The organism is Herbidospora yilanensis (assembly GCF_001570565.1).
Classification (GTDB): domain Bacteria; phylum Actinomycetota; class Actinomycetes; order Streptosporangiales; family Streptosporangiaceae; genus Herbidospora; species Herbidospora yilanensis.
This window is the reverse complement of record NZ_BBXE01000015.1, coordinates 276,875-300,003: the sequence shown is the minus strand read 5'-3', so window position 1 is coordinate 300,003 and position 23,129 is coordinate 276,875. Positions and strand designations below refer to the sequence as shown.

Sequence of the window (23,129 nt, the reverse complement as noted above, 5' to 3'; positions counted from 1 at the left end):
GTTGGCGGGACTCCTGCTCGGTGGGTCAGCCCAGGCGGGCGACCAGGGTGCGGTACTCCTCCCAGAGTCCCTCGGGCAGGTGGTCGCCGAAGGTCTCGAAGTGGGCCGGGATCAGGGCGGCCTCCTCGCGCCAGACGTCGCGGTCGACGGTGAGCAGCAACTCCATGTCGTCCTCGGCGATGTCGAGGCCCTCGGTGTCGATCTTGACGGGCAGGCGTCCGATCGGGGTGTCGACCGCCTCGGCCTGGCCGTTGAGGCGTTCGACGATCCACTTCAGGACCCGGCTGTTCTCGCCGAAGCCGGGCCACACGAAGCGGCCGCCGGCGTCCTTGCGGAACCAGTTCACGTAGTAGATCCGGGGCAGCCGGGCGCCCTTCGTCTCGCCGATCTCCAGCCAGTGGGCGAAGTAGTCGCCCATGTTGTAGCCGCAGAACGGCAACATCGCGAACGGGTCGTGCCGCAGTTCGCCGACGGTCCCCTCGGCCGCCGCGGTCTTCTCGGAGGCCACGTTGGCGCCCATGAAGACGCCGTGCCGCCAGCTCCGGGCCTCGGTGACCAGCGGGACCGCCGTCGCGCGCCGGCCGCCGAAGAGGATCGCCGAGATCGGCACGCCCTGCGGGTCCTGCCATTCGCGGGCGATCGTCGGGCACTGATATGCCGGCGTGGTGAACCGGGCGTTCGGGTGGGCGGCCAGTTCGCCGGAGCCGGGCGTCCAGGAGTCGCCGCGCCAGTCGGTCAGGTGGGCGGGCGGCTCGTCGGTCAGGCCCTCCCACCAGACGTCGCCGTCGTCGGTCAGCGCGACGTTGGTGAAGATGCTGTTGCCCCACAGCGTCTTGATCGCGTTGGCGTTGGTGGTCTGGCCGGTGCCCGGCGCGACCCCGAAGAAGCCGGCCTCGGGGTTGATCGCGTAGAGGCGGCCGTCGTCGCCGAAGCGCATCCAGGCGATGTCGTCGCCGATCGTCTCGACCTTCCAGCCCGGGATGGTCGGCTGCAGCATGGCCAGGTTGGTCTTGCCGCACGCCGACGGGAAGGCCGCCGCGATGTAGCGGATCTCCCCGCTCGGCGGGGTGAGCTTGAGGATCAGCATGTGCTCGGCCAGCCAGCCCTCGTCGCGGGCCATCGTGCTGGCGATCCGCAGGGCGTAGCACTTCTTGCCGAGCAGGGCGTTGCCGCCGTAGCCGGAGCCGTACGACCAGATCTCGCGGGTCTCCGGGAAGTGGCTGATGTATTTGGTCTCGCTGCACGGCCACGCGACGTCGCGCTGACCGCGTTCCAGCGGGGCGCCGACGGAGTGGACGCACTTCACGAAGTCGCCGCGCCGCTCGATGAGGCGCAGGGCGTCGTCGCCCATGCGGGTCATCACGCGCATCGAGACGGCCACGTAGGCCGAGTCGGTGATCTCCACGCCCAACTGGGAGATCGGGCCGCCCAGGGGGCCCATGCAGAACGGGACCACGTACATGGTCCGGCCCCGCATCGAACCCTTGAACAGCTTCCCGAAGGTCCGCCGCATCTCCTCGGGAGCGATCCAGTTGTTGGTGGGCCCGGCGTCCTTCTCGTGCTCGGAGCAGATGAAGGTGCGGTCTTCCACGCGGGCGACGTCCGACGGGTCGGAGGCGGCGTGGAAGCTGTTCGGCCGGGCTTTCAGGCGGGTCAACGTGCCCTGGTCGACCAGCATGTTGGTGAGCCGGGTCCATTCGGCCTCGGACCCGTCGCACCATTCGATCCGGTCGGGCTCGGTGAGTTCCGCGATCTCGCTGACCCACGCGGCCAGCTCGGCATGAGTGGTCGGATGCGACACCTGTACTGACACGGACACGAGCGCGGCTCCTTAATGTACGTCAGGGCCAATTCATCATCCGCGACGATTACCCACTAAATCCAATTGGTGTGGACCAATGCGTATTCGTCACCACAACCGCTGGTCAGCGAGCCGGATGATGGGAGGAGCTTACCCCTGACGAACCATTTCAAATTGTGCCGCGCACCTCTTTCCCGTAGATACGGGACTAAACATTGGTATAGGCCAAAATGAATGGTTTAGACCATTCGGCGAATTGGTTCAGTCCACTCCGCCGGGGCCCGCGGCCCGCACGCGGTCGACGGCCTGGAGGGCATCCCGCAGGTCAGCGAGCCAGGTGTCGGTGTGCCGCCCGACCAGGCGGACGCACCAGGCGAGGGCGTCGGAGCGGCTGCGTGCGACTCCGGCGGCGACGAGTGTGTCGAGCACCTGCCGCTCGCCCTGCCGCAGCCGGGTCATGACGGGGACCGAGAGTGTGGTGAACATCACCACGTCGGCGCCGATCTTCACGCCCCACGAGACCTTCCGGCGGAAGCGGTGCTCGGCCTGCCGGGCGATCTCGATGCGGCGCTCGCGGGTCTCCTCGCGGAAGCGCTCGACGTAACCCTCCTCGGCGGCGGCCCGCTCGGGGTCGGGCAGGCCCTCGGTGACGGTCAGCGGGGGCAGCACGCCGACGACGGTGATCTCCTCGCGGTCGACGACGACCTCGGGGCGCTCGGTGAACCAGGTCTCGGGGAGACGGTGGGCGAACCACTCTGCTTCTGCACTCATGTAATCAACATTACATCGTTGCTCCAGAGGCGAGCCGATATTGACGGTCACTACTTTTTGATAGTTACTATCATTTTATGGCTACTTCCAGATGGTGGGCACTCTCAGCCCTGGTTCTCTCCGTTCTCGTGATCGGGCTCGACGCGACCGTCCTCAACGTCGCGCTGCCCACCCTCGCCGTCGACCTCGGCGCGTCCACCGGCGAACTCCAGTGGATCGTCGACGCCTATCTCGTCGTGTTCGCCGCCCTGCTGCTGCCCGCCGGGGTCTTCGGCGACCGGTTCGGCCGCAAGAAGCTGCTCGTCGCGGGGCTGGTGGCGTTCGGCGTCGCCTCGGCGATGGCCATGCTGGCCGACTCGACCGCCTGGCTGATCGCCGGGCGGGCGCTCATGGGCGCCGGGGCGGCCCTGATCACGCCGCTGTCGACGTCGATCCTGCCGACGATCTTCCCGCCCGCCGAAAGGGCCAGGGCGATCGCCGTCTTCACCGCCGGCATGGCCGTGGGCCTGCCGCTCGGCCCGATCGTCGGCGGCTACCTGCTCGACCACTTCTGGTGGGGCTCGATCTTCCTGATCAACCTGCCCGCCGTGGCGATCGCGCTGGTCGCGGTGGTGGTGCTGGTGCCGGAGTCGCGTGATCCGCAGAAGAAGGGCACCGACGTCCCCGGCACCCTGCTGTCGGTGGCCGGGCTCGCCGCGCTGGTCTTCGGCGTCATCGAGGCGCCGGTCCGGGGCTGGGGCTCGGCCCAGGTGCTCGGCCCGATCGCCGCCGGGGTCCTGCTCCTTCTCCTGTTCGTACGGGTGGAGGCCCGCGCCAAGGCCCCGATGATGGACCTGGGGCTGTTCCGCGACCGCACCTTCGTCTGGGGCGCGTTCGGCGCGACCGTGGTCTCGCTCGGCATGATGGGCGTCCTGTTCGTCGCACCGCTCTACCTCCAGGCCGTCCAGGGCTTCGACGCGATGGGCACCGGGCTGCGCATCGTGCCCATGGTCGCCGGGCTGATGGTCGGCGGCCTGCTCGGCGAACGCCTGATCAGGCGCCTGAGCCTGCGGGTCATCATGGGCGCCGGCCTGGTGGTGCTGGCGGCGGGCCTGATCGCGGGGGCGGTCATGCCGGGCGACTACCCCTACACCGCGACCTGGCTCGCCCTCACCGGGGCCGGCGTGGGCCTCACCATGGTCCCGGCCATGGACGGCCTGCTCGCCCTGCTGCCGCCCGACCGCACCGGCATGGGCAACGGCGTCCTCCAGGCCCTCCGCCAGACCGGCGGCGCCTTCGGCGTGGCCGGGCTGGGCAGCCTGCTCTCCTCCGTGTACGTCCACGCGCTCCCCCCGGCCGCCCCCGCCCCGGTGCGCGACTCGGTGGCGATGGCGGTGCGTGTCCCCGGCTGGGCCGACGCCGGGCGCGCGGCCTTCGCCGACGCCATGGACGCCGTGTTGTGGACCTGCGGCGGCCTGATGGCCCTCGCGGCGGTGCTGATCGTGACGTTCATGCGTTCCGCGCCCGCGGAACCGGCGGGAGAATCGACCCATGAACTCGCCGGGACTGCGTGAGCGCAAGAAGGAGAAGACTCGGCGGACGATCCAGGAACACGCCCTGCGGTTGTTCGCCGAGCAGGGCTACGACGCCACCACGATCGAGCAGATCGCCGAGGCCGCCGAGGTGTCCCCCAGCACGCTCTTCCGCTACTTCCCCACCAAGGAAGACATCGTCGTCCAAGACGACTACGACCCGCTGCTGGTCGAACGCCTGATCGCCCAGCCGCCGGAGGTGCCGCCCCTGAGAGCCCTGCGCAATGCCTTCGGGGAGGCCATGCAGGGCATCCCCGGCGAGGAACTCGTGGAGATCCGGGCCCGCGCCCGCCTCCAGATGGGCGTGCCGGCCATCAGGGCCCGGATCTTCCAGAACATGCTCGACACGATGGACCTGCTCGCCGAGGGCATCGCCCGGCGGACCGGCGCCGACCCGGCCTCGTTCCAGGTGCGCGTCCTCATCGGCGCGGTCATGGGCACGATCATCCCCGTGTTGCAGACCTGGGCGACGGCCGAGGAGAACCCGCCCTTCGCCGACATGATCGACGAGGCCTTCTCGCTGCTGGAGGCCGGTCTGCCTATCGAACCTGCGCGGCGACCTGAGGACTGACCCTGACCACCCCGGCCAGGTTGCGGGTGTTGAGCGGCGCGATCTTCACGACGTCGCCGGTACGCGGCGAGTGGAGCATCTGCCCGTTGCCCCAATAGATGGCCACGTGGGAGATGTAGCCCGGGTTGGTCGGGTCGTTGCGCCAGAACAGCAGGTCGCCCGGCTGGGCCTGGGAGAGCGGCACCTGCGGCCCGGTCGCCCACTGCTGGTTGGTCACCCGGGGCATGCGCACCCCGGCCTGGGCGTAGGCCCACTGCACCAGGCCCGAGCAGTCGAAGGTGTCGGGGCCTTCGGCGCCCCAGACGTAGCGGCTGCCGAGCTTTGAGGCGGCGGCCCTCAGCGCGGTCTCGATCTGCGGCACCGACATCAGCGCCGACACCGGCCACTGCACGACCCGCTGCGGCTGGGCGATGTGACGCCGGGGCGGCGCGATCACGACCGGGTTGATCGTGGCGATCTGGCTGCCCGGCAGCACCTTCAGCAGCGCCTTGCGCAGCTTGGCCGAGTCGACGCTGGGGGCGCTCACCACCATGGCGTTGCCGTGGGGCAGCCCGAGCCGGGTCGCGGTGTCGCGGGAGACCACGGCGTGGATCGACCCCATGCCGACCGTGGCGTAGGCGCCGACCCGCATCTCGGCGCCGGGGGTGCGGACGTCGTCGCCGAGCTTGAGGCCGCCCTCCTTGCCGAGTTCGTAGGAGACCACGACGTCGCCGGCGGCGACGTTGGCCCACAGTTCGTCGGAGGAGGCGGTTCGTTTGGGGGTGAAGGCCCGGAACGTCGAGGGGTCGACGCCCATCGTCGGCACCCGCCAGCCGCCCAGGTTCACGTCGGCGGCGTCGGCGATCTCGACGGCCTTGACGCCCTTCTGGCGGCGGACCTTGTCGACCTGCTCGGGCTTGAGCGCTTCTGGGGCGACGACGAACAGGTGGGGGCGGGCCAGCTTGCCCAGGGGGGCGACCGCGTTGGAGGGGACCTGACCGCTGGCCGCGACGTAGTCTCCGGCGACGGGAGGGCGGCGCACGTCGAGGGCGGCCCGTTCCTGCACCCCGTCGAGCCCGGCCAGCACGAGTAAGTCGGTGATCAGCACCACCGCGAGCGCGACCCCGATGACGGGGATCGCCCGTCGGGCCAGGTGGGGGCGGCGCAGCCGGGGGCGGAACGCGAGATCCTGACGGGCTTCGTGGAGGAAGCCTCCGACCCGCAGGGGCACGCCACCACTCCCTCCGAAGACCTTCATCGGGCTGTCCCGTTCCACGACTGTGCCCAATGAGGCCCGAGAAGTCAAAATCCGCCGGAGCACACTTCTCCGGCGGATTCGATGTCAGGCGAACGCGTCAGCTCCCGATGTAGGGAACCGCCTCCAGCACCTCGACGGTGATCGAGCGCCCGTTGGGCATGGTGTAGCTGGCCTTCTCGCCGATCTTCTTGCCGTTGATCGCCGACCCCAGCGGCGACTTCGGCGAGTAGACGTCGATCGGCGCGCCGCTCTCCTCGCGGGAGGCGAGCAGGAAGGTGACCTCGTCGTCGTCACCCTCGAAGCGGATCGTCACCGTCATGCCGGGCCCCACCACACCCTCGGTGCGGGGCGCCTCGCCCACCTTCGCGGTGTCGAGGATCTGCCGGAGGTGGAAGATCCGGGCCTCCATCTTGCCCTGTTCGTCCTTGGCGGCGTGGTAGCCGCCGTTCTCCTTCAGGTCGCCCTCCTCGCGGGCGGCCTCGATCTTCTTGGCGATCTCGATCCGACCCGGGCCAGAAAGGCGGTCGTACTCCTCCTTGAGGCGGTCGTACGCCTCCTGCGTCAGCCAGGTGACGTTCTCGTTCTGGGAGACGGCCACTCGGGTTCTCCTTGCTTCCCTAGGTGAGTCGAAGGGCTAACAAGTTAACGCCTTCGAACGCTTCCCCAAAGATTCCAGTCTATACGAGGGAGCAGCCCTGAACATCTACGCTTGTGGCTTGCGCGTTGATCCTCACCTGTTCGGTGAGGGTGACGTCACCGTCGCCCGAGGGGATGGTGATCTCCCGGGTCCCGACCTCGACGTGGTGGACGTCGACGGCGCGAAGACGGCACGTCGCCGCGCGGTCGTCGGGCTTGTGCACCACGAAGGTGATCTCCGCGGAATCGGGGCGGCTGGTGTCGAAGGTTATGACGTCGGCCCGCACCTCGGGGTTGCCCCGCGCCGACAGGATCACGTAACCCCACCCGGCGGCCACGACCGCGACGACGACGGCCATGACGGCGTACACGACGAACCGGCCGCGCCCCATGGGCGGCCTGGGCGGGAACTCGTCGGGGGTGCCCAGGATCGGGCGCGGAGCTGGTGCCGACATGAAAGGAATCTCCCTGCGAGGTCCCGGCGTTGTCCGAGACAATTCCCATCAACGCTATTGGATGTCAGTGACACGCGAGCCAGGCCGGCCTGGCTCGCGCTACGGATTGCCCCAACGAAGGAGAGCCGTGACGAACGCGCTGAGGCTGATGGCCGTGCACGCGCACCCCGACGACGAGTCGAGCAAAGGCGCCGCGACGATGGCCCGGTACGCCGCCGAGGGCGTCGAGGTCCTGGTCGTGACCTGCACCGGCGGGGAACGCGGTTCGATCCTGAACCCCAAGATGGACCGCCCCGACATTCTGGAGAACATGGGCGAGGTCCGCCGCCTGGAGATGGAGCGCGCGAGGGAGATCCTCGGCGTCGACCAGCGGTTCCTCGGTTTCGTCGACTCGGGCCTGCCCGAAGACGAGAACGAGCCCCTCCCCGAGGGCTGCTTCGCCCTGCAGCCGCTGGAGGTCGCGTCGGCGCCGCTCGTGGCGGCCGTCCGCGAGTTCCGCCCGCACGTGATCCTCACCTACGACGACGACGGCGGATACCCCCACCCCGACCACATCAAGACCAACCGGGTGTCGGTGGAGGCCTTCGAGGCGGCCGGCGACCCCGACCGCTACCCGGGCACGGGCGAGCCGTGGCAGCCGCTCAAGATGTACTTCCACTCGGGCTTCACCAAGGCGCGGTTCGAGACCCTCCACGAGGCCATGACCAGCCGCGGGCTGGGCTCGCCCTACGCCGACTGGATCGCCCGCTGGGAGGACCGCCCGCAGAAGTGGGAGGTGACCACCCGGATCCCGTGCGGCGACTACTTCGAGACCCGCGACCGCGCCCTGATGGCCCACGCCACCCAGGTCGACCCCGACGGCTTCTGGTTCGCCTGCCCGCGCGAGATCCAGCAGGAGGTGTGGCCGACGGAGGACTACCACCTGGCCCGGTCACTGGTCGACGTCACCCTGCCCGAGGACGACCTGTTCGCGGGCATCCAGGTCCCCGCCGCGACCAGCGCCACCCCCTGCTCGTAGACTGCATACCGTGATTTCGATCGCCACTCCCGCCACCGACCCGACGGCAATCGGCCCCGGCCTGCTGGGGTTCATCGTCGTCGCCTCCATCGGGGTGGCCCTGTTCTTCCTGATCAAGTCGATGAACCGGCAGATCGCGAAGATCGAGGTGCCCCACGAGGGGAACTCCAAAAGTGACTGACGTCACCGACAACACCGAGACCGAACGCTTCGAGATCAGCGTCGAGGGCACGGTCGCGGGCTTCGTCAAATACCGGCTGCCGCGTCCCGGCCGGATCGTGTTCGTGCACACCGAGATCGATCCGGCCTATGAGGGCAAGGGCCTCGGCTCGAAGCTGGCCCGCGCGGTGCTCGACTCGGCCCGCGAGCGCGGCCTTGAGGTGGTGCCGATGTGCCCGTTCATCAAGGGCTACATCGACCGCCACCCCGAATATGCCGACCTAGTCGCCTGACCAGGCCCTTTCGAGGGCCTTGGGCAGGCCCCACCAGCCGAGCGGCGTGAGCACCTCGGCCTTGTCGACGATCCCGAGATGGGCCCAGAGCGGGGTGACCGAGGTGAAGAGCATCTCGGTCGCCTCCAGCTCCTCGGGGTCGTCGGGCTCGCTCACCAGGTCTTCCGAGTCGGCGATGAACCGGGCGATCCGCTCGGGCGAGGCCAGCACCCCGGGGCCGTAACGGGTCAGCGCGACGATCGCGGCCAGCCAGTCGGCGTGGTGGATCGCGCACAACGACGCCAGCACCGAGTCTTCGTGGCTGAGCTCGCCGTCGAGGTCGAAGAACCGGGCGGCGTCCTCTTCGTCGGGCAGGTCGGAGATGGGCGCGGCGATGCCCGCCGCCACCCGCAACCACAGGTCTTCGTCGGCCTCGGGCAGCCGCTCTTCGTCGAGGCCGGCGCAGGCCCGCAGCACGTTGCCGGGGAAGCCGGGCGCGACCAGCGAGCGCCGCAGCCGATCGGCCGCCGCCTTCAGGTCGCCCGCCGGGAAGGGCGGCTCGGGCAGGTCGTCGAGGGCCCTTCTGAGCTCTTGGAGGGCGTAGGCCTCTTCTTCGTCCCAGGCGGCGTAGAGCTCGGCGTCCTGCTCCTCGCTCACCGAGACGCCCGGCACCCGCCCGTCGGGCAGCCCGGCCGTGAGCCAGCGCTCCTGCAGTTCCTCGTACGCCTGCCGCGAGCTCACGTCGCCCTGGGCGAGCGCGTCGGGGTCGATCACCCCCGCTTCGACGAGCTCCTCCAGGTGGGCCACGAGGCGGGCGTACATCTCGGTGGCCACCGGGCCGCGCTCGCTCTCGTCGGGCCAGACGAAGTAGCTGCGGGTCAGCAGGATCGGCTCGGTGCCGGTCGACTCCAGCCAGCGCTGCACGTCGCCGACGGTGGCCACGCCCGACTCGATGCGGGTCAGGGTCGTCTTGGCCGATTCCCAGAACACGGCCGTGAGGGGGTTGCCTGCCGCCATCAGGTCGCGGCGCAACTCGGGCAGCGACACCAGGGCCTGCCCGGAGGGCACGGCCAGCAGCGCGCGGGCCACGTCGCGCCGGGTCAGGTCACGGGCGGGCCGGCCCGCGTGGCGAGCCGCGAAGTCCAGATCGACACTCACGCGGTCTCCTCCGTCGGCATGTGCTTCCGACTCCGGTGCCGGACGGTTCGCTCGCTCACGTGTCGTGAGCCTACGCCCGCCGGTCGGACGCGGCTAGCGGGGTGACTGGGCAAGGGTCATCCGCAACCGGATGCGGGATCGGCCGACCATCTGGGAGATGCTGAACTCGTCGCAGAGCTGGCCCATGAGCCACAGTCCGAAGCCGCGCGGCGTGTTCGACGAGGGGCGGCTGCGGTGGATGTCCTGTGGCTTGAGGGTGCCGGCCGAGTCGGTCACCTCGACGGTGATGCCGTCGGCGTCGTACCAGATCTCGACGAGACCCTCCCCGCCGCCGTGTTCCAGTACGTTGATCACGGCCTCGTTGACCACCGTGACCAGGTCGTTGAGCCGATGGCCCCGCAGACCTGCCTCGGTGGCCACGCCGGACACCCGGCCGCGCAAGCCGATCAGGTCGGTGGTGATCGCCCACCTGAGATGCTGGTCGGTGTTCACTCCGTCCCCCTGTGATAGCTCGTCGCACGCTAACTACCCGGCACCCGCCGGTCAATTCACAAGCCGCATGATTGCCGTCTTTACGGGCAATATCGCTGGCACGCGTCGAGGCTGACCCTGCCGGGTAAAGTTGAGCGATCCTCGCGCGAAAGGGCCGGTGATGGATTCGATAACGCATGCGCCCTCGACAGAGGTGCTGCGGGCGATAGTGGAAGCGGCCGCCGACGGAGTCGTCCTGTGCGACGCCGACGGCGCTGTCGTGCTGGTCAACGGCGCCGCCAGGGAGATGGTCCCGGGCGACGTGACCAGCCTGCTCGACCGCGGCCGCGAACCCGGCGAGACCTACGAGACGACGCTCGGCGACCGGCGGCTGCGCGTCCGCCGGGAGATCTTCGGCATCGTCCACCAGGCGTGGTATCTGCGCGACGTCACCCAAGAGAGCGCCCGAGCCGACGCGCTGCGGGCCGAGCGCGAGCGCACCCAGTTCCTCGTCGAGGCCGGCCGCCGGTTGTCCGCCTCGCTCAACACCCGCCGATGCGCCCGCGCCACCGCCGAGCTCGCGACCGGCCTGCTGGCCGACGCGGCGATGGTCGTGCTGCCGCCCGGGGGCCTGCGGCGCACCGCCTGGCTCCGGTCCTCCGAGGCGGGCCTGGAAGAGGGCGAGATCCCGGTGGCCCACGCCGACCAGGTGCCGGGTCTCGCCGAGGCGCTGGCCGGGTTCCCGCCGGTGCCGAGCCGCTGGCTCGACCCCCACCAGGCGCCCGAGTGGCTGCTGCCGGCCGGTTTCGGCCCGGTCGGCCACCTGCTGGTGACCCCGCTGCCCGGCAACGGCGTGCCGGCCGGGGCGCTGGTGCTGGCCCGCCGTGAGGGCGGCGCCGGTTTCGACGACGAGACCGAGACGCTCGTCCGGGTGTTCGCCGCCCGCGCCGGCGCGGCGATCTCGGCCGCGGTGCTCTACCAGGAGCAGAGCGCGACCAACACGATCCTCGCAGGCGACCTGCGCCCGCCGCCGCTGCCCGTGGTCGACGGCCTCGAACTGGCCGGTTCGTTGCGCGCCGCCCAGCAGACCGCCCTGATCGGCGGCGACTTCTACGACGTGCTGCCCACTCCCGACGGCCCGCTGGTGACCCTCGGCGACGTGTGCGGCAAGGGCCCGCGCGCGGCCGTGCTGGCCGGTCAGGTCCGCCACAGCCTGCGCGCGCTGCTGCTGCTCGAACGCGACCCCGAGCAGCTCATGCACCTGATCAACAAGGCGCTGCTGAGCTCCTACACGCCGCGGTCCCACGTGACGCTGGTGCTGGCGGCGATCCGCCCCGGCGACGGCGTGATCGATCTGGCCGTGGCCGGTCACCCGGCCCCGCTGCTGCTGCGCGCCGACGGCGTGGTCGAAGAGGTCGACGCCCGCGGCACCCTTCTGGGCGCGATCAGGTCGGGCGCGATCACGCTGCGCACCGCCTCGGTCGACCTGGCGCCCGGCGACCTGCTGCTCCTCTACAGCGACGGCATCACCGAGGCCTTCGGCGGCCCCACCGGCCGCGAGATGTACGGTTCCGTCCGCCTCATGACCGCCCTGGCCACCTGCGCCGGCATGCCCGCGACGGCCGTCGTGGAGCGCCTTGAGCAGTTGAACAGCGACTGGCTGGCGGGAGGAGTCTTCGACGACCGCGCCCTGCTCGCCATCCGGCGGTCACGATGAGCGTCGCGGTCGACGTCGTCGACGAATACCTGGAGCGGGTCGGCTCGGCCGACGAGTTCGGCGCGATCGACCTCGTGCTCGGCCTGCTCGACGAGGGCATGCCGGCCGAGTCGCTGCTCCTCGACGTGATCGCCCCGGCCCAGCGCCGGGTCGGCGAACTGTGGGCGGCCGGCACCTGGTCGGTGGCCCGCGAACACGGCGCCACCGCGATCAGCGAACGCGCCGTGGCCGCGATCGCCGCCGCCGTGCGTCCCCGCCCGACCCGCAGCCGCATCACGGTGGCCTGCACCGACGGCGAATACCACGCCCTGCCGACCCGCCTGCTGGCCGAGGTCCTGCGGTTGCGCGGCTGGCACGTCGACTTCCTCGGGGCCAACGTGCCGGGCCCCCACCTGATCACCCACCTCCACCAGACCGGCCCCGACGCCGTCGCGATCGGCTGCGCCCTGCCCACGAGGCTGCCGCGCGCCCACGCGACCCTGACCGCCTGCCAGGCCGTCGGCATCCCGGTCCTCGCCGGAGGCTCGGGCTTCGGCGCCGACGGCCGCTTCGCCGTCAAACTCGGCGCCGACGGCTGGGCGCCCACGGCCGACGCGGCGGCCGACCTGCTCGAAGAGGGCAGGCTCCCGTCGTTCCCCACCCCCGGCGCGACCCTGCCCCACCTGGCCGACGAGGAGTACACCCTGTTCACCAAGCGCCGGGGCGAGATCCTCGCCGGCGTGATGGCCGAACTCCCTCGCCGCTTCCCGCCGATGCGCGACTACACCCAGGCCCAGATCGACCACACCGCCGACGACCTCGCCCACATCGCCGACTTCCTCTCCGCCGCCCTCTACATCGACGACACGAGACTGTTCACCGACTTCGTCACGTGGACCTGCGACCTCCTGCACGCCCGCGGCGTGCCGTCCCGGTCGGTGGCGCTGGCCCTGCGCCTTCTCCACGACGAACTGCATGATTTCCCGCGCGCCCGCCACCTTCTGGCGGAGGGCACGCTCGCCGCAGATGGAGCTTGATGGACACCGCGCCTTTCCTAATCGAGATCGAGAATCCGGAGCCGGGCACCACCCGGCTGACCCTGTCCGGAGACTTCGACTACACGACGTCGGCCGATCTGGCCACCATGACGCCCACGTTGATGAGCAGGGGCCTCAGCGTGCTGGAAGTCGACCTGACGGGGGTGACCTTCATCGACTCGTCGGGGCTGGCGACCCTGATCCACCTTTATGACGCGGCGGAGGAGCATCCGGCGGAGATGCGGTTCGTCGGGATGACGCCCTACATCGTGCACCTGTTCGAGGTGACGGCGCTCGACCAGGTGTTCAACCTGCCGACGTCGGCCGCGTAGTCCCGCCGGGGCCGGGCCGCCGGGGTCACTCACCTAGGCTGGGCCGTATGAACCGGCTGGCCGGGGCCACGAGCCCCTACCTGTTGCAGCACGCCGACAACCCCGTCGACTGGTTCGAATGGGGCCCGGACGCCTTCGCCGAGGCCAGGCGCCGCGACGTCCCCCTCCTCATCTCCGTCGGCTATTCCGCCTGCCACTGGTGCCACGTCATGGCCCACGAGTCCTTCGAGGACAAGGGCACCGCCGCGATCATGAACGCCCGGTTCGTCAACATCAAGGTCGACCGGGAGGAGCGTCCCGACGTCGACGCCGTCTACATGGCCGCCACGCAGGCCATGACCGGCCAGGGCGGCTGGCCGATGACCGTCTTCGCCACCCCCGACGGCCACCCCTTCTACGCCGGCACCTACTTCCCGCGTGCGGGTTTCCAGCGGCTGCTGATGGGTGTGCACGAGGCCTGGACGACCGACCGCGACGCGGTGCTCGATCAGGGCGGCAAGGTCGTCGAGGCGCTCAACGAGCGCGCCGCCCTCCCGTCGGGGCCGCTGCCGACGGCCGAGACGCTGGAGGCGGCGGTGCGCAGCCTCCAGGAGGGGTTCGACGCCGAGCGCGGCGGGTTCGGGGCCGCGCCGAAGTTCCCGCCGTCGATGGTGCTGGAGTTCCTGCTGCGCGTACGCACTCCCGACGCCCGCGCCATGGCCGACACCACCCTGGAGGCCATGGCCCGGGGCGGCCTCTACGACCAGCTCGCCGGCGGGTTCGCCCGCTACAGCGTCGACGCGTCGTGGGTGGTGCCCCACTTCGAGAAGATGCTCTACGACAACGCCCTGCTGCTGCGCGTCTACGCCCACTGGTGGCGCGACACCGGTTCTCCGCTGGCCCGGCGCGTCGCCCTCGAAACGGCCGAGTGGATGATCGCCGAGCTGCGCACCCCCGAAGGCGGCTTCGCCTCGGCCCTCGACGCCGACAGCGAGGGCGAGGAGGGGCGCTTCTACGTCTGGACCCCCGACCAGCTCCAGGAGGTCCTCGGCCAGGCCGACGCCGCCTGGGCCGCGGAGTTGTTCGAGGTCACCGGCACCTTCGAACACGGCACCTCGGTGCTCCAGCTTCTCGCCGACCCCGACGACCAGGGGCGCTACGCGTCGATCCGGGCCCGGTTGCGGACGGCGCGGGAGCTGCGCGTGCGGCCCGGCCGCGACGACAAGGTGGTGGCCGCCTGGAACGGCCTGGCCATCGCCGCGCTGGCCGAGACGGGCGCCCTGTTCGACCGCCCGGCCCTGGTCGAAGCGGCGACCCGGGCCGCGACCCTGATCGACGAGGTCCACATCAGCGACGGGCGCCTGCTCCGCACCTCCCGCGACGGCCGCGCGGGCGGCAACGCCGGGGTGCTCGAAGACTACGCCGACGTCGCCGAGGGTTTCCTCACCCTCTACGGCATCACCGGCGACCCCCACTGGTACCACCGCGCGGAGGCCCTGCTCGACACCCTGCTCGACCGGTTCCCCGACGGCGCGGGCGGCTTCTTCGACACCGCCGACGACGGCGAACGCCTCTTCCAGCGGCCCCAGGACCCGACCGACAACGCGACGCCCTCGGGCCAGTTCGCGGCGGCCGGGGCGCTGCTGTCCTATGCCGCCCTGTCGGGCTCCACCCGCCACCGCCAGGCGGCCGAGGGCGCGCTCGGCCCGGTCTCCACGCTGGCCGACCGCTACGCCCGCTTCGCCGGCTGGGGCCTGGCCGTCGCGGCGGCGGCCCTGGCGGGCCCGGTCGAGGTGGCCCTCACCGGCGACCCGGCCGACGACCGCACCCGGGCGCTGCACCGCGCCGCCCTCATGTCGGGGGCTCCCGGCATGGTCATCGCCCTCGGCGAGGGCGAGGTCCCGCTGATGGCGGGCCGCACCCTCGTGAACGGCGAACCCGCCGCCTACGTCTGCCGCGGCTTCGCCTGCCGCCTGCCGGTGACCACACCGGCCGACCTGAGGGCGGAACTGGCCGGCTGACTCGGGGAGCCGAACCGGGCCCGCCCCCCTTGAATGGTTCAGCGGGTGCCCACCGGCACGTCGGGCGGGTTGTTCTCGTCGGGCAGGTCGGGCTGCTGGTTGTCGGGCTGCTCGGTCACCGGGGGCTCGCCGTTCGGGCCCCCGCCGTCTGACGGCGGGGGTGTCGTCTCGGGCCGGCCGCCGTCGCCCGGCGGCGGGGTGTTCCAGTCGTCGCCCGGGGCCGTCGGGGTCGGGTCGGGGCTGGGCTCGTCGGAGCCGTACTCGCGCTCCTCGTCGTCGGTCGGGCGGTAGTAGTCGTTGTCCCAGCGGTAGTAGGTCACCGGGTCGGGGAACTCCTTGACCGGTTTCCCCTCCATGGCGGTGGTCATGAACGCCTTCCAGATCTGCGCCGGAAGGGTGCCGCCGTAGAGCTCGCCGTAGCCGGGGATGGTCACCGGCAGGTTGTCGTCGCGGAACATGTCGACCGCCACCGAGAGCTGCGGCGTGTAGCCGGTGAACCAGACGGCGGCCGAGGCGTCGGTCGTGCCGGTCTTGCCGGCCACCGGGCGGTCATAGAGGCGGGCGCCGGTGCCCGTGCCCGAGGTGACGACCTGTTCCATCGCGTAGGTGGCGTCGGCGGCGGTGTCTTCGGTGAAGACGCGGCGGCCGGTGGTGTCGGTCTTGCGGGTCTTGCCGGACGCGTCGGTCACCGACCTGATCACGTGGGGGTCGTGGTGGACGCCCCCGGCGGCGAACGTCGCGTAGGCCCCGGCCTGCTGGACGGCGCTCACCGACGCCACCCCCAGCGGGAAGGTGGCGGCCTTGCGGTGCTGCGCGAGCTGGTCGGCGGGGATCCCGGCCGCCTCGGCCGCAGCGGCGATCTTGTCGAGGCCGATCTGCTGGCCGAGGTCGACGAAGGCGGTGTTCACCGAATATTGGGTGGCCTGCACCATGTTGACCGACCCGTAGGAGGAGCCGCCCGAGTTGGGGATGGCGGCGCCGTTGACGTACATGGGCGAGTTGCCGTAGTAGCGCTGGGTCAGCGGCACGCCGTCCTGCAGGGCGGCGGCGAGGGCGTAGGCCTTGAAGGTCGAGCCGGCCTGGACCTTCGCGTCGAAGGCGCTGTTCCACTCGCTCTGGGCGTAGTCGCGCCCGCCGTAGAAGGCGACCACCTCGCCGTTGCCCGGGTCGACGGCGGCCAGGCCGGCGCGGACCTTCTTCGGGGTGCCCTCGGGCAGCACGTCGGCCACGGCGTCGGAGGCGGCGGTCATCAGCTTCTTGTCGAAGGTGGTGGTGACCTTGAGGCCGTCTTGGAAGATGTCCTCGTCGCTGTAGCCCATGCGGTTGAGCTCGCCGACCACCTGGGCCAGCATGTAGCCGTTCTGGCCCGACAACGACAACGGCTTCTTCTGCTTCTTCAGCTCGGGGAAGGTCATCTGGGCGGCCTGCGCGGGGGTGACGGCGCCGATCTTGACCATGCCGTCGACGACCGACTTCCAGCGGGCCTGCGCGGCGGTGAGCATGGCGCCGGTCGGGTTGGCGAAGTTGGACGGCTGCTGGATCACCGCGGCCAGGTAGGCGCCCTGGGCGGGGGTGAGCCTGCCGACGTCGACCCGGAAGTAGGCCTGGGCCGCGGCCTGGATGCCGTGGGCGCCGCGGCCGAAGTAGATCGTGTTGAGGTATTGCTCCAGCACCCAGTCCTTGGACTTGGATCGATCCACCTTCAGGGAGATCATGATCTCCTTGAGCTTGCGCATGATGGACCGTTCCTGGCTGAGCCCGCTGTAGTAGTTGCGCACGAGCTGCTGGGTGATCGTCGAGCCGCCCTGGATCTGGTTGCCCGTGAGGGTCGACCACATCGCCCTGGCCGTACCGGAGAGAGACACTCCCTGATCCTGGTAGAAGGTGCGGTTCTCGGCGGCGATGACCGCTTCCCTGACCACCTTCGGAACCTCGGAGAGCGGCACGTTCTTACGGTCGACGCCCCGGTTGGCCAGCACCGTCTTGCCGTCGCGGTAGTAGATCACCGAGCCCTGCGCGGTGGCCAGCTCCTGGGTCGTGTCGGGGATGGGGGTGAGCACCCAGATCACCGCGAAGGCGCCGATCGCGGCCACGGCGGCGGCGCCGAAGCCGATGAGGGCGATGCGCAGGAACCTCCGTCGGGGCCACAAACCCGCGATCTTCCTGCCGATCCCCACGCGCACCCCCCGGCCGACGATGAACCATCACCGTAAACGATACGTCGTGATGCTCCGTGCACTTAGCGCTGTGCCGCCCTGACCAGCGGAAGTGTGCGGTAAGGGACGGGTGTGTCCAGTGCGATCACCGATTCGGTGCGCATGACCCCGTGGAGATCGACGATCAGGTCGATGACCCGCTGGAGGTCGGCGTTGCTGCGGGCGACGATACGGCACAACATGTCGCCGCTGCCGGTGATCGTGTGGACTTCGAGCACCTCGGGGATGCGGCCGAGCCGGTCGGCCAGCGGTTCGTGGCCGGACACCTGCCGGATCTGGAGCGTCACGAACGCCGTGACATCGTAGCCGAGGGCGGCCGGGTCGATCTCGGGGCCGAAGCCGATGATCACCCCGCGCGCGACCAGCCGGTCGAGCCGGGCCTGGACGGTGCCGCGAGCGACGTTGAGGCGGCGGCTGCACTCGAGTACCCCGATTCTGGGCTCCTCATTCAGCAATGCCACAAGTCGAATATCCAACTGGTCAACGCTCACAACTTTTCTCTTCCCGGTCTGCCACCCGCTAGACACATTGTCCACTGTTTTCGGACACAGTTGCACAGGTTGGACACTGAAGAACAGAGTGGGCCTCATGAGCGATGACGTGTTCCCTGTCCACGGCATGGACGCGGTGGTGTTCGCGGTAGGCAACGCGAAGCAGGCCGCCCACTACTACTCGACGGCTTACGGCATGACGCTGATCGCGTACAAGGGGCCCGAGACCGGCAGCCGCGACGAGGTCGCCTATGTGCTCAAGTCGGGCGGCGCCCGGTTCGAGTTCCGCGGCGCGGTGCGGCCCGGCACCGATCTCGCCCGCCATGTGGCCGCGCACAGCGACGGCGTGATCGACCTGGCCATCGAGGTGCCCGACGTCGACGCGGCCTACCGGCACGCGCTGGCCCAGGGCGCCACGGGCATCGCGGAGCCGTACGTGATGGAGGACGACTTCGGCAAGGTGGTGCTCGCGGCCATCGCCACCTATGGCGAGACCCGGCACACGCTGGTCGACCGGTCCAACTACACCGGCCCCTACCTGCCCGGATATGTGGCGGCGAAGCCGATCGTGGAGCCCGGCAAGCGGATGTTCCAGGCGATCGACCACTGCGTCGGCAATGTGGAGCGTATGGAGGAGTGGGTCGAGTTCTACGAGCGGGTCATGGGATTCACCCGGATGGCCGAGTTCATCGGCGACGACATCGCGACCGAGTACTCGGCGCTGATGTCGAAGGTCGTCGCCGACGGCACCCGCAAGGTCAAGTTCCCGCTCAACGAGCCGGCCCTGGCGAAGAAGAAGTCGCAGATCGACGAGTACCTGGAGTTCTACGGCGGCCCCGGCGTGCAGCACATCGCGCTGGCCACCAACGACATCCTCGACACCGTCGACCGCATGCGCGCGGCCGGGGTGGAGTTCCTGGAGACGCCCGACTCCTACTACGACGACCCCGAGCTGCGTGAGCGCATCGGCAACGTGCGGGTCCCGGTCGAGGAACTGAAGAAGCGGCGCATCCTGGTCGACCGCGACGAGGACGGCTACCTGCTGCAGATCTTCACCAAGACCGTCCAGGACCGCCCGACGGTGTTCTTCGAGTTCATCGAGCGGCACGGCTCCCTCGGCTTCGGCAAGGGCAACTTCAAGGCCCTGTTCGAGGCGATCGAGCGCGAGCAGGAGCTGCGCGGCAACCTGTAGATCTTTACTCCGCGGCGGATTTGCCCTGGTCCGCGGCAGGTGATCACGATGGCATGGCTTCTCCGACTCCGCCGCCGGGTGATCTACCGGGCCAGGACCCGTCCCAGCCCTGGACACCGCCGCCCGCGCCGGGCGGACGTCCCCCGTACGGGACGCCCGGTCACGGCGCCCCGCCACCGGCCGGCCGGCCCCTCGCCGGCCGGTGGCGCCGGCTTTTCGCGGGCATCGTGGACGCGGTCATCGTCGGCCTCGTCTCCTCGCCGTTCACCTACGAGTCGTGGTCGGCGGTCTACGACGAGCGCACCGGGACCTGGCACGGCGAGCAGGTCACCCACTGGTTCTGGGGCCTGCTGATCGGGTTCCTGTACTACTGGCTCTTCCACGCCTACTGGAACGGCCAGACCCCCGGCAAGAAGATCTTCCACATGCGCGTGGCCCGCGAGGACGGCGGCCCGATCGGGGTCGGCCAGGCGGCACTGCGGTCGGTCGTGTACGTCGTCCTCACGGCGACCTGCTGTCTCGGCTTCCTGGACCTGGTCTGGATTTTGTTCGACCGCAGAAAGCAGGCGCTGCACGACAAAGCGGCATCAACCCTGGTCGTCGATGCCTGAGCGTGTCCGCGACCTCGCATAAGGTGTCCCGGCAGGGTCGGTTCGGGGAGGGGCACCCATGCGGTTGGCCAGGGCGCTGTCAGGCGCGCTCATCGTCGTCACACTCACGAGTTGTTCGCCGTCGGGGGCGTCCGAGCGGGAGATCTCCCGTTCCGGCACGGCCGGGGCGGCCGGGATCGGCGACGCCGACTTCCCCAACGACGGCAACGGCGGCTACGACGTCAGCCACTACACCCTGGTCCTCGGCTACGACCCCGCCACCCGGCAACTCGCCGGCACCGCGACCATCGACGCGACGGCGACCGAGAACCTGTCGAGCTTCAACCTCGACCTCCACGGCTTCACCGTCGGCTCGGTGACGGTCGGCGGGCGGCCGGCGGAGTTCACCCGGTCGGGCGACGAGATGACCGTCACCGCCGACCTGTCCAAGGGGTCGGCGTTCCAGGCCGCGGTGACCTACCAGGGCGAGCCTCGGCCGGTCCGCGACTCGCCCAACCTCGGCACCTACGGCTTCGTGCCCACCGGCGACGGCTCGTTCGTGACCTCCGAGCCCAACGGCGCCAAGACCTGGTTCCCGGGCAACGACCACCCGGCCGACAAGGCGACCTACGAGTTCCGGCTGACCGTCCCCGACGGGGTGACCGCCATCGCCAACGGCGAGCTGGCCGGCGAGCCGACGTCCACGGGCGGGAAGACCACCTTCGTCTGGCGTGAGACCCACCCGATGGTGAGCTACCTGGCGACCATGACGACCGGGAAGTTCCTGGTGAAGACCGGCGACTCCGAGGGCGGCATCCCCGTCTACGCGGCCGTCGACCCGCGCTACCGGAACCAGCTCGACCGGCTCTACGAGGTGTCGGCGCGGATCACCGACTACTGGTCGACCGTCTTCGGGCCCTACCCGTTCAAGTCGACCGGCGGCATCGTCGACGACTTCGCGTCGGGCTACGCGCTCGAGAACCAGACCAAGCCGATCTACGGCGGCTTCGAGCCCGACGAGGGCATCATCTCCCACGAGCTGGCCCACCAGTGGTTCGGCGACAGCGTGAGCATCACCCGCTGGAAGGACCTGTGGCTCAACGAGGGCTTCGCGACCTACGCCGAGTGGTTGTGGAGCGAGCACCAGGGCCAGACGACCGCGCAGCAAACCTTCGACCGCCACTACGCCAACGCCGCCGACCCGATGTGGAACTATCCGCCCGGGGTGGCGCAGAAGACCGACCTGTTCAACAACTCGGTCTACTTCCGCGGCGCGATGGCCCTCCACGCCCTGCGCACCCGCGTCGGCGACGACGCGTTCTTCACGATCATCCGCCGGTGGGCGACCGACCACCGCCACGGCAACGCCACGACCGAGCAGTTCACGGCCCTGGCCGAACAGGTCTCCGGGCAGAAACTCGGCGACCTCTTCGACCAGTGGCTCTTCGAGAAGGGCCGCCCGACGGCGCTTCGCTGACGGGCGGCTCAGGAGAAGATGAGCTTGTAGCCGTCTCGCCTGAGGGCGGCCAGCACGTCGTCGCAGTGATCGGGGCCGCGTGTCTCCAGTTGGAGCAGCACCTCGGCCTCGTCGAGGTGGAGGCGGGCCCCGACACGTTCGTGCACGACGTCGAGCACGTTGGCCTTGAGCTCCGCCAGCCTCCTGAGCAGCGCGGCCAGCGCGCCCGGCCGGTCGGCCAGGCGGATGCGGAAGGCCAGGTAGCGCCCGGCCGCCGCGAGGCCGTGGCGGAGCACCCGGGCCAGCAGCAGCGGGTCGATGTTGCCGCCCGACAACACCGCGACGACCGGGGGCTCGAAGGCGTGGGGCTTGTCGAGCAGGGCCGCGACCCCGGCGGCGCCGGCCGGCTCGACGACCATCTTGCCGCGTTCGAGGCAGAGCAGCAGGGCGCGCGACAACGACTCCTCCGAGACGGTCACCACCTGGTCGACCAGGTAGTGGATCATCTCGAACGGCAGGTCGCCCGGCCGGCCGACGGCGATCCCGTCGGCCATCGTGAACTGCGGCTCGACCATCACCGGGTGGCCGGCCGCGAGCGACTCGGGATAGGCCGCGGCGCGTTCGGCCTGGACGCCGACCACACGTACACCCGGACGGAGATGCTTGGCCGCCAGGGCCACCCCCGCCGCGAGACCCCCGCCGCCGATGGCGACCACGATGGTGCCGGTCTCGGGGAGCTGTTCGATGATCTCCAGCCCGATCGTGGCCTGACCGGCGATGACGTCGGGGTGGTCGAAGGGGTGGATGAAGATCGCGCCGGTCTCTTCGGCGTGCCGCCGTGCGGCCTGGAGGGCGTGGTCGACGGTGTGCCCGGCGAAGATCACCTCGGCGCCGTAGCCCCGGGTCGCCTCGACCTTGGGCAGCGGAGCGCCTTCGGGCATGTAGACGGTCGACTTGGCCCCCAGCAGCCCCGAACCGAAGGCCACCCCCTGGGCGTGGTTGCCCGCGCTGGCCGCGACGACGCCCCTGGCCCGCTCCTCCTCGGACAGGCGGGCGATGCGCACATAGGCCCCGCGCACCTTGAACGACCCGGCCCGCTGGAGGTTCTCGGCCTTCAGGTAGACCGGCCCGCCGATCGTCTCGGACAACACCCGGGAGTGGACGACCGGGGTGTGGGCGATCACGCCCTTGAGGAGTTCACGGGCGGCGAGTACGTCGTCGTACGTCACCTGCGGTACGGCCATGCGGGCAATCCTGCCACTAGGGCGAGGTCAGCACGGCCTTGGACCGGTCGGCGGCGAGGTGCACCGCGAACGCCCCGAGGACGGTCCCGGTGACGTAGCGCTGGATCCGCACGGCGGCCGGCCGCGTCGACAGGTAGGCGGCCAGCCCGCCGGCGCCCATGACGATCAGGCCGTTGACGAGCATGCTGATGCTGATCTGCACACTCCCCAGCGCGAAGCTCTGCAGGATCACGTGGCCGTTGGCGGGCTCGATGAACTGCGGCAGCAGCGACATGTAGAGGATGGCGGCCTTCGGGTTGAGCAGGTTGGTGACCAGCCCCATGGTGAAGAGCCGCCCGTTGGAGTCCTGCGGGAGCTCCTGCGCGGCGAAGACGGCCTGCCCGCCCGGCTTGACGATCTTCCAGGCGAGATAGAGCAGGTAGGCGGCGCCCGCGAACTTGATCGCCGTGTACGCGGCCGGAACCAACGCGAAGATCGCGGTCAGCCCCAGGCAGGTGGCGGTCAGGTAGACGACGAACCCGACGAACGTGCCCGCCAGGGAGACCAGCCCGGCCTTACGGCCTTGGGAGATCGCCCGCGAGGCGAGATAGATCATGTTCGGCCCGGGAGTCAGCACCATCCCGAGAGACACCACGGCGATCCCCGCCAACGCACCCCACTCCATGAACAGGTCAAGCCGTCGCCGAATCGGGAATATTCCCCGCCCCAGGCGCAAGCGGAACGACTCGCTGACACTAGGGGCCGCAGACACTAGG

At 70.2% G+C, this 23,129-nt stretch carries 23 protein-coding genes; 12 read left to right on the top strand and 11 right to left on the bottom strand.

Annotated elements, in window-relative coordinates; translation table 11 throughout:
* Positions 1-25 precede the first annotated feature (25 nt).
* Both AW273_RS07675 and abmR read right to left on the bottom strand, forming a co-directional pair.
* Positions 26-1,819: a phosphoenolpyruvate carboxykinase (GTP) gene (locus tag AW273_RS07675; RefSeq protein ID WP_062346632.1), complete on the bottom strand. Its 1,794-nt coding sequence runs from the start codon at positions 1,817-1,819 to the stop codon at positions 26-28.
* 243 nt (positions 1,820-2,062) lie between these two features.
* Positions 2,063-2,572 carry an ATP-binding transcription factor AbmR gene (gene abmR, locus AW273_RS07670; protein ID WP_062346630.1) on the bottom strand — a complete coding sequence of 170 codons (510 nt, stop codon included), beginning with the start codon at positions 2,570-2,572 and terminating at the stop codon, positions 2,063-2,065.
* Positions 2,573-2,649: 77 nt separating this feature from the next.
* Here abmR and AW273_RS07665 point away from each other — a divergent pair, with 77 nt between their 5' ends.
* Complete coding sequence (locus AW273_RS07665; protein ID WP_062346629.1) at positions 2,650-4,125, top strand: MFS transporter; 1,476 nt, start codon at positions 2,650-2,652, stop codon at positions 4,123-4,125.
* On the top strand, positions 4,103-4,714 hold the full coding sequence (locus tag AW273_RS07660) for an acyl-CoA-like ligand-binding transcription factor (RefSeq protein WP_062346627.1): 612 nt from the start codon (positions 4,103-4,105) through the stop codon (positions 4,712-4,714). Before AW273_RS07665 ends, AW273_RS07660 begins: the two co-directional genes overlap by 23 nt.
* On the opposite strand, the gene AW273_RS07655 is transcribed toward AW273_RS07660, so the two are convergent.
* The 3 genes from AW273_RS07655 to AW273_RS07645 all read right to left on the bottom strand — a co-directional run bounded on the left by AW273_RS07655 (position 4,683) and on the right by AW273_RS07645 (position 7,042).
* Positions 4,683-5,924 carry a C40 family peptidase gene (locus tag AW273_RS07655; protein WP_232327155.1) on the bottom strand — a complete coding sequence of 414 codons (1,242 nt, stop codon included), beginning with the start codon at positions 5,922-5,924 and terminating at the stop codon, positions 4,683-4,685. The two genes, AW273_RS07660 and AW273_RS07655, sit on opposite strands and share 32 nt — an antisense overlap.
* A 124-nt stretch (positions 5,925-6,048) precedes the next feature.
* Complete coding sequence (greA, locus tag AW273_RS07650) at positions 6,049-6,549, bottom strand: transcription elongation factor GreA (protein WP_062346623.1); 501 nt, start codon at positions 6,547-6,549, stop codon at positions 6,049-6,051.
* Between the two features lie 79 nt (positions 6,550-6,628).
* Positions 6,629-7,042, bottom strand: a complete 414-nt coding sequence (locus tag AW273_RS07645) for a DUF4307 domain-containing protein (RefSeq protein ID WP_062346621.1) — start codon at positions 7,040-7,042, stop codon at positions 6,629-6,631.
* A 127-nt stretch (positions 7,043-7,169) separates the two neighbouring features.
* Here AW273_RS07645 and mca point away from each other — a divergent pair, with 127 nt between their 5' ends.
* The 3 genes from mca to AW273_RS07635 are packed head-to-tail and all read left to right on the top strand — an operon-like array spanning position 7,170 to position 8,512.
* A complete protein-coding gene (gene mca, locus AW273_RS07640; protein WP_062346620.1) occupies positions 7,170-8,060 on the top strand; it encodes a mycothiol conjugate amidase Mca in 891 nt (296 codons plus the stop codon).
* 10 nt (positions 8,061-8,070) lie between these two features.
* Positions 8,071-8,241: a hypothetical protein gene (locus AW273_RS37045; RefSeq protein WP_157555625.1), complete on the top strand. Its 171-nt coding sequence runs from the start codon at positions 8,071-8,073 to the stop codon at positions 8,239-8,241.
* Positions 8,234-8,512 carry a GNAT family N-acetyltransferase gene (locus AW273_RS07635; RefSeq protein WP_062346618.1) on the top strand — a complete coding sequence of 93 codons (279 nt, stop codon included), beginning with the start codon at positions 8,234-8,236 and terminating at the stop codon, positions 8,510-8,512. Before AW273_RS37045 ends, AW273_RS07635 begins: the two co-directional genes overlap by 8 nt.
* Here the strand turns inward: AW273_RS07635 and AW273_RS07630 are convergent.
* Positions 8,501-9,649 carry a hypothetical protein gene (locus AW273_RS07630; RefSeq protein WP_062346616.1) on the bottom strand — a complete coding sequence of 383 codons (1,149 nt, stop codon included), beginning with the start codon at positions 9,647-9,649 and terminating at the stop codon, positions 8,501-8,503. The two genes, AW273_RS07635 and AW273_RS07630, sit on opposite strands and share 12 nt — an antisense overlap.
* Before the next feature lie 93 nt (positions 9,650-9,742).
* Positions 9,743-10,141: an ATP-binding protein gene (locus tag AW273_RS07625; protein ID WP_062346614.1), complete on the bottom strand. Its 399-nt coding sequence runs from the start codon at positions 10,139-10,141 to the stop codon at positions 9,743-9,745.
* A gap of 160 nt (positions 10,142-10,301) precedes the next feature.
* Between AW273_RS07625 and AW273_RS07620 the strand changes: the two genes are divergently transcribed.
* From AW273_RS07620 to AW273_RS07605, 4 genes are read left to right on the top strand one after another with little or no spacing between them, the layout of a single operon-like run.
* Positions 10,302-11,837: a SpoIIE family protein phosphatase gene (locus AW273_RS07620; RefSeq protein ID WP_083949578.1), complete on the top strand. Its 1,536-nt coding sequence runs from the start codon at positions 10,302-10,304 to the stop codon at positions 11,835-11,837.
* A complete protein-coding gene (locus AW273_RS07615; protein WP_062346611.1) occupies positions 11,834-12,853 on the top strand; it encodes a cobalamin B12-binding domain-containing protein in 1,020 nt (339 codons plus the stop codon). The genes AW273_RS07620 and AW273_RS07615 overlap by 4 nt, the downstream gene beginning before the upstream one ends.
* Positions 12,853-13,185: an STAS domain-containing protein gene (locus AW273_RS07610; protein ID WP_062346610.1), complete on the top strand. Its 333-nt coding sequence runs from the start codon at positions 12,853-12,855 to the stop codon at positions 13,183-13,185. The genes AW273_RS07615 and AW273_RS07610 overlap by 1 nt, the downstream gene beginning before the upstream one ends.
* 47 nt (positions 13,186-13,232) lie before the next feature.
* Complete coding sequence (locus tag AW273_RS07605) at positions 13,233-15,185, top strand: thioredoxin domain-containing protein (RefSeq protein ID WP_062346608.1); 1,953 nt, start codon at positions 13,233-13,235, stop codon at positions 15,183-15,185.
* Between the two features lie 38 nt (positions 15,186-15,223).
* Here AW273_RS07605 and AW273_RS07600 read toward each other — a convergent pair whose 3' ends face one another.
* On the bottom strand, positions 15,224-17,335 hold the full coding sequence (locus AW273_RS07600) for a transglycosylase domain-containing protein (protein WP_083949600.1): 2,112 nt from the start codon (positions 17,333-17,335) through the stop codon (positions 15,224-15,226).
* A gap of 89 nt (positions 17,336-17,424) precedes the next feature.
* Positions 17,425-17,892, bottom strand: a complete 468-nt coding sequence (locus AW273_RS07595) for an Lrp/AsnC family transcriptional regulator (protein WP_062338945.1) — start codon at positions 17,890-17,892, stop codon at positions 17,425-17,427.
* 97 nt (positions 17,893-17,989) lie between these two features.
* Here AW273_RS07595 and hppD point away from each other — a divergent pair, with 97 nt between their 5' ends.
* From hppD to AW273_RS07580, 3 genes are read left to right on the top strand one after another with little or no spacing between them, the layout of a single operon-like run.
* On the top strand, positions 17,990-19,084 hold the full coding sequence (gene hppD, locus AW273_RS07590; RefSeq protein ID WP_083949576.1) for a 4-hydroxyphenylpyruvate dioxygenase: 1,095 nt from the start codon (positions 17,990-17,992) through the stop codon (positions 19,082-19,084).
* Positions 19,085-19,137: 53 nt separating this feature from the next.
* A complete protein-coding gene (locus AW273_RS07585) occupies positions 19,138-19,695 on the top strand; it encodes an RDD family protein (protein WP_083949575.1) in 558 nt (185 codons plus the stop codon).
* A 58-nt stretch (positions 19,696-19,753) separates the two neighbouring features.
* Positions 19,754-21,151 (top strand): M1 family metallopeptidase, encoded by a 1,398-nt coding sequence (locus AW273_RS07580; RefSeq protein ID WP_062346601.1) that lies wholly within the window; start codon positions 19,754-19,756, stop codon positions 21,149-21,151.
* A gap of 8 nt (positions 21,152-21,159) precedes the next feature.
* On the opposite strand, the gene ilvA is transcribed toward AW273_RS07580, so the two are convergent.
* A complete protein-coding gene (ilvA, locus tag AW273_RS07575; protein ID WP_062346599.1) occupies positions 21,160-22,374 on the bottom strand; it encodes a threonine ammonia-lyase in 1,215 nt (404 codons plus the stop codon).
* A gap of 16 nt (positions 22,375-22,390) precedes the next feature.
* The gene (locus AW273_RS07570; RefSeq protein WP_232327154.1) at positions 22,391-23,005 is read right to left on the bottom strand and encodes a LysE family translocator; all 615 of its coding nucleotides are present in this window, start codon (positions 23,003-23,005) and stop codon (positions 22,391-22,393) included.
* Positions 23,006-23,129: the final 124 nt, after the last annotated feature.

Excerpts from the sequence above, each read along its gene's own strand:
- abmR (WP_062346630.1), bottom strand. The coding sequence starts at position 2,572 with ATGAGTGCAGAAGCAGAGTGGTTCGCCCACCGTCTCCCCGAGACCTGG.
- AW273_RS07665 (WP_062346629.1), top strand. The coding sequence starts at position 2,650 with ATGGCTACTTCCAGATGGTGGGCACTCTCAGCCCTGGTTCTCTCCGTT.
- AW273_RS07660 (WP_062346627.1), top strand. The coding sequence starts at position 4,103 with ATGAACTCGCCGGGACTGCGTGAGCGCAAGAAGGAGAAGACTCGGCGG.
- AW273_RS07645 (WP_062346621.1), bottom strand. The coding sequence starts at position 7,042 with ATGTCGGCACCAGCTCCGCGCCCGATCCTGGGCACCCCCGACGAGTTC.
- AW273_RS07620 (WP_083949578.1), top strand. The coding sequence starts at position 10,302 with ATGGATTCGATAACGCATGCGCCCTCGACAGAGGTGCTGCGGGCGATA.
- AW273_RS07615 (WP_062346611.1), top strand. The coding sequence starts at position 11,834 with ATGAGCGTCGCGGTCGACGTCGTCGACGAATACCTGGAGCGGGTCGGC.
- AW273_RS07610 (WP_062346610.1), top strand. The coding sequence starts at position 12,853 with ATGGACACCGCGCCTTTCCTAATCGAGATCGAGAATCCGGAGCCGGGC.
- AW273_RS07605 (WP_062346608.1), top strand. The coding sequence starts at position 13,233 with ATGAACCGGCTGGCCGGGGCCACGAGCCCCTACCTGTTGCAGCACGCC.
- hppD (WP_083949576.1), top strand. The coding sequence starts at position 17,990 with ATGAGCGATGACGTGTTCCCTGTCCACGGCATGGACGCGGTGGTGTTC.
- AW273_RS07585 (WP_083949575.1), top strand. The coding sequence starts at position 19,138 with ATGGCTTCTCCGACTCCGCCGCCGGGTGATCTACCGGGCCAGGACCCG.
- AW273_RS07580 (WP_062346601.1), top strand. The coding sequence starts at position 19,754 with ATGCGGTTGGCCAGGGCGCTGTCAGGCGCGCTCATCGTCGTCACACTC.
- ilvA (WP_062346599.1), bottom strand. The coding sequence starts at position 22,374 with ATGGCCGTACCGCAGGTGACGTACGACGACGTACTCGCCGCCCGTGAA.